Consider the following 10,020-nt stretch of genomic DNA (forward strand, 5'->3'; position numbering starts at 1 on the left):
AAGTTTGCGCGGCCGGCGGCCAGAATAAAAGCCGTTCTCCTCAGCCCAGAAACAGTCGGTAAGCCGGGTTGTTTGTCTCGTCCCAATACGGATAGCCAATCTCTGCCAGCGCCTGGGGCACCAGGTGCCGCTCGTCTTCGGGCACTACCAAACCTGCCACAACGCGCCCGTCCGCTGCGCCATGGTTGCGGTAATGGAACATCGAGATGGTCCACTTGCCGCCCAGTTTATTGAGGAAGTTGAACAGCGCCCCTGGCCGTTCCGGGAATTCGAAGCGGAACACCACCTCGTCGCTAACCCGCTCCGAATGCCCGCCGACCATGTGCCGCAGATGCAGCTTGGCCAGTTCGTTGTCAGTCAGGTCCAGCACCGGAAAACCCTGGGCGGTGAGGCTGGCGATCAACGCCTTGCGCGGGTCGTTCTCGGGGTGGGTCTGCACGCCGACGAAGATGTGCGCTTCGCGGTCGGTGTGATAGCGGTAGTTGAATTCGGTGATCTGGCGCTTGCCCACCGCTTCGCAGAAGACCTTGAAGCTGCCCGGTTGCTCGGGGATGGTCACGGCGATGATCGCTTCGCGGCCTTCGCCCAGCTCGGCGCGTTCGGCAACGTGGCGCAGGCGGTCGAAGTTGACGTTGGCGCCTGAATCGATGGCAACGAAGGTCTGCCCGCTGACGCCGTATTGCTCGGTGTATTTCTTGATCCCGGCCACGCCCAACGCGCCCGCAGGCTCGGTGATCGAGCGGGTGTCGTCGTAGATGTCCTTGATCGCCGCGCAGATTTCGTCGGTGCTGACCGTGATCACCTCGTCGACGTAATCCTTGCAGATGTCGAAGGTGTGCTGGCCGATCTGCGCCACCGCCACACCGTCGGCGAACAGCCCGACCTGCTGCAGCACCACGCGCTCGCCGTAGGCCATGGCCTGTTGCAAACAGTTGGAGTCGTCCGGTTCGACGCCGATCACCTTGATTTCCGGGCGCAGGTATTTCACGTACGCCGCGATCCCGGCGATCAGCCCGCCGCCGCCCACCGGCACGAAGATCGCATCCAGCTGGCCCGGGTGCTGCCGCAGGATTTCCATCGCTACCGTGCCTTGCCCGGCGATGGTGTCCGGGTCGTCATAAGGGTGGATGTAGACGTAGCCCTTTTCCTCGACCAGCTTCAGCGAATACGCCAGCGCCTCGGGGAAAGAGTCGCCGTGCAGCACGACGATGGCGCCGCGCGAGCGTACGCCCTCGACCTTGATCTCCGGCGTGGTCTTGGGCATCACGATGGTGGCCGCCACGCCCAAGGTCTTGGCCGCCAGCGCCAGGCCCTGCGCGTGGTTGCCCGCCGAGGCCGTGACCACGCCGCGCGCCAGTTCTTCAGGACTCAGTTGCGCGAGTTTGTTGTAGGCGCCGCGAATCTTGAACGAGAACACCGGCTGCAGGTCTTCGCGCTTGAGCAACACCTGGTTGCCCAGCCGCTCGGAGAGCTGACGCGCGCCCTGCAGCGGGGTTTCGACGGCGATATCGTAAACGCGGGAGGTGATTATTTTTCTGGCGTAGTACTTCAGCAGTGCGCTGCTGGCCGGTGTGTCCTGAAGCACCTGACTCATCGTGTCGTCCCCGTCGCAGAGGTGATGACGATCAGGCATGGAACAACGGCGGCGAAGGAAGGGCGAATAGTGCTCATGTCTGACTCCTGGTTCGAGATTCGGGGCCCGGGAGACAGAAAGAAAAAACCCGCCTCGAGGGCGGGTTCGGTGCAAGCGTCGGCTAACCCGCCATGACTGGAATGGCGGTAATAATTATCTGGCCGAAGAAATGCTTGGTTACGTTCATGGGGTCAAGCCTATTGCGCAGCGTACTGTGGCGTCAAGGGGGATATCGCAGCTGCAACATTTCCCGGCCTGTGTAGCAGCCGCGGCTTGCCGGCGGTAGCGGCCGCATGACCGGCCCGCCGACAGGCGAACGGCTGCGGGAACTGCCACAAACTTGTCTCCTGCAGCCGTCAGCGATATTTTCCTGAGCACTTGCACCGATTTTCGTCCTGAGCCAAACACTTGCCAGTTGGCTATGGACCCTGCCCTCTAAAACACTGACAGGGACGCGTCGGTAAACGTTCTCTGGTGCCCGTCGTTGATTGTTCAACAAGCTTTCATGTTTCGTTCATGAGGGCACTTTAAGGTCAAGGTCGTGGTCAGTGGAACCAGTCGCTGAATCGATAAAAAAGACTACCGCAACGCAAGAAGTCATGAGGGCATGAGTAATGGACGATTATCAAGAAGAGCTGCTGGAATATCAGGCGTACGAACTCGATCCGCTTGAGCCGGCCGATGATGCGACAGAGCTCTAGAACGACGTATTAGACCGAATGACGATGGCTGCGGCGGAACTCCCCTGGGGTCTGCCCGTTCCACCGTTTGAAGGCGCGTTGAAACGCTTCGGCTGATGCAAAACCCAGTAAGTAGGCGATCTCGCCAAAGGCCAGTTCCGTGTCTCGGATATAGGTCATCGCCAGATCACGGCGTGTGTCATTGAGAACCGAACGAAAACGCGTCCCTTCGTCGGCCAGTCGGCGGCGCAGTGTCCAGGTCGGCAACTGCAACCGGGCTGCCACTTCCTCTAGATCCGGCTCCTTCCCGCCATTAAGCAAAGGTCCCAGCAACGCAGTGATGCGTTCACCCAGGCTGCGGGTGCGCGTCCGTTGTTCCAGTTCCCGTTCACACAGTTGCAGCAAGTGCCGCCACGTGCTTGGTACATGGCCTGGGTTACGCAGCCCCAGGCTCTGTTGGCTCAGCCGCAGTTGATTGATCGCCGCCCCAAAGTTGACGGGCTGCTCGCTTAACACCCAATACTCGGCGGCATAAGGCGGCGCATCGAATTCAATATCGACACGCTCTGCCACCACCCGGGTGCCCGCCAGCGTCGAGAGTTGATGCAACCAGCCTGCGAGAATCGAATCGACGACAAAGCGGTTGTAGTCGTTGTACGGGCTGATGGAGTAGAACCGCAGCCAGGCGCCCTCACTGTCCTCGTGAAAGCTTGATTGCCCGCGATAATTGGAGCCGTACAGCGCTTCGAAACGGATCAATACGCGCGCTGCCTCGCGCACGGTCGGCGCCTGGGCGGCGGTTACACCGGCAAGCCCGGCCTGGCTTAGCCGGCTCAACTGGCCCATGCGCAGGCCCAGGCTCGGTACGCCGGACAGTTGAATCGCCGCATGACCCAGGCGCATGTAGCGAGGGATCGACAGCCGTGCACCGGCTTCGGCCAAACGTGCGGCGTCCAGACCGAATTGATCGAGCAAGGGGTGTGGGTCCTGGCCCGCACCGCGCACCGCGTCAGCCAAGCTATGGACGAACCCCACTGACAGATCGCCCAACCGTACCCGAGGCGTCGTCATCGGTCACAACCACAGATTGATCAGGCGCGCGCCATGGCCGGGCTTGGCGCCCTTGGGAGCCGCGCTGATGGATTGTTCGGCCACGCCCTGACCGCCACGGCTGGCAAAACTGTGCCCAGCGCTGCCCTGATCCCAGAACTGACCGCGCATGAATACGCTGATACCGGCCTTGGCCGTGCTGATCGGCGCCAGTGCCAACCGCCGCCAGGCTTCGCCCTGAGTAAGTGGCTTGGGTCCCAGGTCCAGATGGCTGGCCAGGACCTGATGCTTGTCGCTGCGCCACGGTTGCGACCAACTGCCGTTACCCGCCACGAAAGCCGGGACGGCGATCAACTCCGCGCCTGTCGCATTCAGTCTCACGTAGTTGTCCGGGTACCAGCTGTCGCTGCCGATCAAGGTGGCAAGTCGGCCGGCCGGCGTGTCGATGACATTCAACGGTGCGTCCTTGCCGGAGCGTATATAGCCGCGTTGATACCACGAAGGAAATAACTGACGCTGCGGCTGGCCGATGGGCAGCCCGTCGCGCCCGAACACCACGCTGCTGTTGTACAGCGCTCCCTTGCCGACCAGCAGTTGCCCGTCGCGCACCTGGGGGCCGGGTAATACGATCGAACCAGCCACCAGGGTCACACCGAATTCCTTGGCCAGCCCGCCGAAGACGTTCTGATAATCCTGCGCCATGCTGCGCGCCTTCATGCGCAGGCGGGCGTCGTCCAGTCGGCTTTCGCCCCTGGCATGAACCACCGCGTCGAGAAACAGAAGCGGATTGCTGAACGCGAGCCAGTTCATGGCTTCTTCGATGGTCGCGGCCTGGTAGAACTGCGATTTCTCATCCACCGCAAACAGCCAGGTGCCGATGTGCTCCGGTAACACGACGATGGTCCTGTCATTGATCAGGCCGCGATCACGTGCCTGCTGCAAATACGCCGCGAGCTTGCGGTGCAGGCGTTTGACGCTTGAGTAGTCTGATGGAAACAACTCCGGCTGAATGCCCAACAAGTTGCCGCGCTCGCTCGGCTCGCCATCGTTGATGACCAGTTGAATGCGCAGGTCGGTGAGGTAATGGCCGACATGCCGCTTGCTTGTCCACAGCCCATAGCTGATCAGAAGAATCGCCAGCACGACTGCGGTGAGGGAGCCAAGAACTTTGCGCATGAGGGGGGAAGATCAAGCCTTTATGAGCATGGAGCGCGTGGGTGGATGGCCCCAAGGCTACGGGAAAACAGTGCCTTATCGAAGTGATTTAAATCCACAATATGGTTTTTTTGCTGGCGTTGTTGGCCCCCTCAACGATGCCAATGGCCGAGCGTAGGTCCATATAGCCACCTATATTCCATAACGGTATTTAAAGAAAATTGGTGTGCGATATTAGAGTATATGACCGGGCAGCTGGACCCACTTTAATAAGATCGATGATCGCCACCGTCTGCCAAGCGGATCGCTCGTCCGAGTTCATGGCCATGCCGTGAGTTCAAGGTTAAGGAAGCGGTATGGGGAATTACAAAAGGGATCTTCTATCCACAGCAATCGTCTTGGCCAATGTTGCAGGTTTCGCTCTTTGGAGTGGCGGGGCCGTTGCAGAAGAGTCGACACCCAGCAACGATTCACAACTGGACACTGTCATCGTCACCGGCACGCGCGCCCAAGAACGCACGGCCAGTGCCTCACTTTCACCCATCGATGTCATCTCCGGGGACAGCCTGCGCAGCAGTGGCTCGGACGAATTGGGCACCGTGCTCGCGCGGTTGATCCCGTCGATCAACTTCCCTCGACCGAGTCTGGTGGATGGTGCCGAATTGACCCGCCCTGCACAGCTGCGTGGCCTCTCGCCCGACCAGGTGCTGGTGCTGGTCAATGGTAAACGCCGCCATACCTCGGCGTTCGTCAACCTGGGAGGCGCGGTGGGACGTGGCTCCGCGCCTGCCGACCTCAATGCAATTCCGTTGTCGGCGATTGATCACATCGAGGTGCTGCGCGACGGTGCATCGGCACGTTATGGCTCGGACGCGATTGCCGGGGTGATCAATATCATCCTCAAAACCGCCGACCATGGCGGGTCGATCTCGACCAAATGGGGGGAGTACAAAAAGGGCGATGGTATTCAACGCCAGGTGGCAGGCAACACCGGCTTTGCGCTGGGCTCCAACGGCTTCATCAACCTGTCGGGCGAAGGCGCCAACAATGACTACACCGACCGTGCGGGGGACGACTACCGCGCGTCGAGCATCGGTTCCACCACCTATGGCCAGCATGTGTTTCGCCAGGGCGAACCGGCCACCGACGAAGGCAAGCTGCAATTCAACTCTGAATACAGCTTCAACGACGCGGCGGAGTTCTACACGTTTGGCGGTTACAGCAAGCGACGCGGCGAAACGGCGGCGTTCTACCGGCCAAGCAACGCGTCCAACAACATTGCGGCGATCTATCCTAACGGCTACCTGCCGCTGATTCGCGGCACGCTGGAAGACACCTCGCTGGTCGCCGGCCTGCGCGGCGAGCTGAGCAATGATTGGCACTACGATGTGTCGGCCAACTACGGCAAAAACTCCTACGAGATCCACACGCGCACGCTGAACACCTCGCTGGGCCTGAATACGCCGCTGTCTTTCGATAACGGCACCCTGACCAACGATCAGCGGCAGCTGTCGCTGGACCTTTCCCGCGAGTTCAACATCGGCATTCTGCCGTACCCGGTGTCGGTCGCGTTCGGGGCCGAGTACCTGCGTCAGGGCTATCAGATCGAGGCCGGTCAGGCCGAGTCCTACTATCAGACCGGCAGCTCCGGGCTGGGGGGGTTCCGCGACTCGGACGCCGGCAGTACCTCTCGGCACAACTTCGCCCAATACCTGGACCTGGAAACCAATCTGACCGAGAAGCTCGGTGTCTCGGCGGCGGTGCGTCACGAGGACTACAGCGACTTCGGCTCCAACGTCAGTGGCTCGTTTTCGGCGCGTTATGACTTCACGCCGCAAGTGGCCCTGCGCGGCAGCGTGTCTACCGGCTTCCGTGCGCCGTCGCTGGCCCAACAAAACTTTGCCTTCACGTCCTCGCAATTGATCGGCAGCACGATTCAGGAGTCCGGGACCTTCCCGGCCAACAGCAAGGTCGCCAAGCTGCTGGGGGCCGACGATCTGGAAGCGGAGAAGTCGCGCAACTACAGCCTGGGTCTGGTGCTCAAGCCGCTGGATCACCTGACGGTCACCGCCGATGTCTATCGCATCGACATTCGCGACCGCGTGTCATTGTCCTCCAACCTGGTGCTGAATAACGCGGCCATCAATTACCTGAAGGCCAATGGCGTCGGCGATATCAATTACACCAGCGCCCGTTATTTCACCAACGCTACCGATACCAGCACCGACGGTGTCGATCTGGTGGCCAACTATCGCTACGCGTTCGATAACGGCGTGCATTGGAATAGCACGGTGGGCTACAACTACAACCACACCAAAGTGACCGATGTAAAAGCCAACCCGGCGATTCTCGATCAACTGGGTGTGAACCTGGTTCGCGTGGATCGTCGCGAGCGCATCGGCCTGTTGGGCGATACCACGCCGCAGCACAAACTCAGCCTGGCTAACGACTTCGACTACGGCAACTGGGCGCTGCATTCCAACCTGGTGCGCTATGGCGAATACACCAGCTATCAGGCTGACAAGGTCAATGACCAGACTTTCAGTGCCGCGTGGCTGCTGGACCTGGCCGTCGATTACAAGCTCAAGAACTGGGTATTCACCCTGGGCGGCGATAACGTGACCGACAAGTACCCTGAAAAGCTCGACGCCTACGCTTCCAGCGGCGGCAACCTGGCCTACAGCACCTTCTCGCCGTACGGCTACAGCGGAGCGTTCTACTACGGCAAGGTCACTTACAACTTCTGAAGCGTTGCAACCCGCCCTCTGTAGCCGTCGGGCGGGCGGCGGTGGCGCCCGATCAATCGCCACCGCCGGCAAGCCGCACTGCTAGAGGGGCTGCACCACCGCGTTGCGCATTACGATCATTAACTTGTCATATCCGGTCATTGAGCGGGCCTGCGATGCTGTTTACTGTCTGCATCATGAACAGGGATTAAGCTCTACCCCTGAATAAATCGACGAGTGCCCAGGAGCGCTCGCGCCAACGTGATGATGCTTGATGGAGTTTCAAAATGGCCGCCGCCCAATACCCGCACTTGCTGGCCCCGCTGGACCTGGGGTTCACCACGCTGCGCAACCGTACCCTGATGGGTTCCATGCACACTGGCCTTGAAGAAAAGCCCGGCGGTTTCGAGCGCATGGCGGTTTATTTCGCCGAGCGTGCCCGGGGTGGCGTTGGCCTGATGGTGACGGGGGGGATCGCGCCCAACGTCGAGGGTGGGGTTTACTCGGGTGCGGCCAAACTGACGACTTCAGAAGAGGCTGAGCACCACCGGGTTGTCACCCAAGCCGTGCACGAGGCAGGCGGCAAGATCTGCCTGCAGATTCTTCACGCTGGTCGCTATGCCTACAGCCCGAAACAGGTTGCGCCCAGCGCTATTCAAGCGCCGATCAACCCGTTCAAGCCCAGGGAACTGGACGAGGAGGGTATCGAGAAACAGATTCAGGATTTCGTCACCTGCGCGACCCTGGCCCAGACCGCCGAGTACGACGGCGTGGAAATCATGGGTTCGGAAGGCTATTTCATTAACCAGTTTCTGGTCGCTCACACCAATCACCGCACCGACCGTTGGGGTGGCAGCTACGAAAACCGCATGCGCCTGCCGGTGGAAATCGTGCGCCGTGTGCGTGAGGCGGTGGGACCGAATTTCATCATCATTTATCGCCTGTCGATGCTCGATCTGATCGAAGGAGGCAGCACCTGGGAAGAAGTGGTGCAACTGGCCCCGGCCATCGAGCAGGCGGGCGCGACCCTGATCAACACCGGAATCGGCTGGCACGAAGCACGGATTCCGACCATTGCCACCAAGGTCCCGCGTGCGGCGTTCGCCAACGTCACGGCGAAAATGCGCGGCTCGGTGTCGATTCCGCTGATCACTACCAATCGTATCAACACCCCTGAAGTGGCCGAGCAGCTGCTGGCCGAAGGCGATGCGGACATGGTGTCGATGGCGCGTCCCTTTCTCGCCGATCCTGAGTTCGTCAACAAAGCTGCTGCCGGTCGCGGCGATGAGATCAATACCTGCATCGCCTGCAACCAGGCGTGTCTGGACCACACCTTCGGTGGCAAGCTCACCAGTTGCCTGGTCAATCCGCGGGCCTGCCATGAAACCGAACTCAATTATCTGCCGGTCACCCTGGTCAAGAAAATCGCCGTGATCGGCGCAGGACCCGCAGGCCTGGCGGCCGCCACTGTGGCCGCCGAACGTGGGCATGAGGTGACGCTGTTCGATTCGGCCAGCGAAATTGGCGGCCAGTTCAACATCGCCAAGCGTATTCCGGGCAAGGAAGAGTTTTTTGAAACGCTGCGCTATTTCGGTCGCAAGTTGCAGACCTCCGGCGTCGATGTGCGCCTCAATACCCGCGTCGCGGTGGCTGACCTGGTGGGCAAGGGCTACGACGACGTGATCCTGGCCACCGGCGTTGCACCGCGCACGCCAGCGATTCCCGGCGTTGAGAATGCCAAGGTGCTGAGCTATCTGGATGTGATTCTGGAGCGCAAACCGGTTGGCCACTCAGTGGCGGTGATTGGCGCAGGGGGTATCGGTTTTGACGTTTCGGAGTTCCTGGTGCATCAGGGCGTAGCCACCAGCCTTGATCGCGATGCGTTCTGGGACGAGTGGGGCATCGACAGTGCGCTGCAAGCCCGGGGCGGTGTGGCCGGGATAAAGCCGCATCCTCACGCGCCGGCGCGTCAGGTCTTTTTGCTGCAGCGCAAGACCTCCAAGGTGGGCGATGGCTTGGGCAAGACCACCGGCTGGATTCACCGTACGGGTCTGAAGAACAAACAGGTGCAGATGCTTAATAGCGTCGAGTACCTGAAAATCGATGACGCGGGGCTGCATATCCGCATCGGCGCCGAAGGCGAGGAACGGCTGCTGCCGGTGGACAACGTAGTGATCTGCGCCGGGCAGGATCCGCTGCGCGAACTCTACGACGGCCTGCAAGCTGCGGGGCAGAGCGTGCACTTGATCGGCGGCGCAGATGTGGCGGCGGAACTGGATGCCAAGCGGGCGATCAGTCAGGGGTCCAGGTTGGCGGCTCAGTTGTAGGTCAGCCCTGCACAGAATCAAAAGCATCACGCCTGCCGCAACGCGCATTTGCCCTGGGGGGGAGGGAGTCCAGCTTGCAGACGGTCAGCTGCCAAGCAGCATGGCCGTTGCACGCGGTCTGTCCGTTGCAACGAGGTGCCCGGTTTTACTGCCGGTCCCCGGCAGATCGCAGGCAAGCCAGCTCCTACGCCCTGCGGGCAGAATTAAAAGCGGTGCCGATCCAGTGCCAAAAAATGGTTTATACGCCATCCGTCAACGGATAATGCTCTCACCGCCCCACCCATTTCACCCGCTTCTGATTCTTCTGGAGCGTGGATGGCGTATCCGCTTTTGATGCTCCGGAGTACGTGAAATGGCGATATCACTTTTGATTCTTCTGGAATACGTGGAGGGTGGTATCCACTTTTGATTCTGCCCGAAGGGCGTAGGAGTCCAGCTTGCTGACGATC

At 60.6% G+C, this 10,020-nt stretch carries 6 protein-coding genes; 2 read left to right on the forward strand and 4 right to left on the reverse strand.

Features of this window, described 5'->3' with window-relative positions; genetic code table 11:
• Nucleotides 1-40 precede the first annotated feature (40 nt).
• The 3 genes from ilvA to B3I26_RS20120 all read right to left on the reverse strand — a co-directional run bounded on the left by ilvA (nucleotide 41) and on the right by B3I26_RS20120 (nucleotide 4,539).
• A complete protein-coding gene (gene ilvA / locus B3I26_RS20110; protein ID WP_296260231.1) occupies nucleotides 41-1,594 on the reverse strand; it encodes a threonine ammonia-lyase, biosynthetic in 1,554 nt (517 codons plus the stop codon).
• Between the two features lie 749 nt (nucleotides 1,595-2,343).
• Nucleotides 2,344-3,384: an AraC family transcriptional regulator gene (locus tag B3I26_RS20115; RefSeq protein WP_296260232.1), complete on the reverse strand. Its 1,041-nt coding sequence runs from the start codon at nucleotides 3,382-3,384 to the stop codon at nucleotides 2,344-2,346.
• A gap of 3 nt (nucleotides 3,385-3,387) precedes the next feature.
• Nucleotides 3,388-4,539: a carbon-nitrogen hydrolase family protein gene (locus B3I26_RS20120; RefSeq protein WP_296260233.1), complete on the reverse strand. Its 1,152-nt coding sequence runs from the start codon at nucleotides 4,537-4,539 to the stop codon at nucleotides 3,388-3,390.
• Between the two features lie 335 nt (nucleotides 4,540-4,874).
• Between B3I26_RS20120 and B3I26_RS20125 the strand changes: the two genes are divergently transcribed.
• A complete protein-coding gene (locus tag B3I26_RS20125; protein ID WP_296260234.1) occupies nucleotides 4,875-7,265 on the forward strand; it encodes a TonB-dependent receptor plug domain-containing protein in 2,391 nt (796 codons plus the stop codon).
• Between the two features lie 266 nt (nucleotides 7,266-7,531).
• Nucleotides 7,532-9,571, forward strand: coding sequence for an NADPH-dependent 2,4-dienoyl-CoA reductase (locus B3I26_RS20130; RefSeq protein ID WP_296260236.1), 2,040 nt, complete (start codon nucleotides 7,532-7,534; stop codon nucleotides 9,569-9,571).
• A 203-nt stretch (nucleotides 9,572-9,774) separates the two neighbouring features.
• Here the strand turns inward: B3I26_RS20130 and B3I26_RS20135 are convergent.
• A partial coding sequence (locus B3I26_RS20135; RefSeq protein WP_296260238.1) for a hypothetical protein occupies nucleotides 9,775-10,020 on the reverse strand: 246 nt, incomplete at its 5' end.

Source organism: Pseudomonas sp. UBA5706 (assembly GCF_002419965.1).
Lineage (GTDB): Bacteria > Pseudomonadota > Gammaproteobacteria > Pseudomonadales > Pseudomonadaceae > Aquipseudomonas.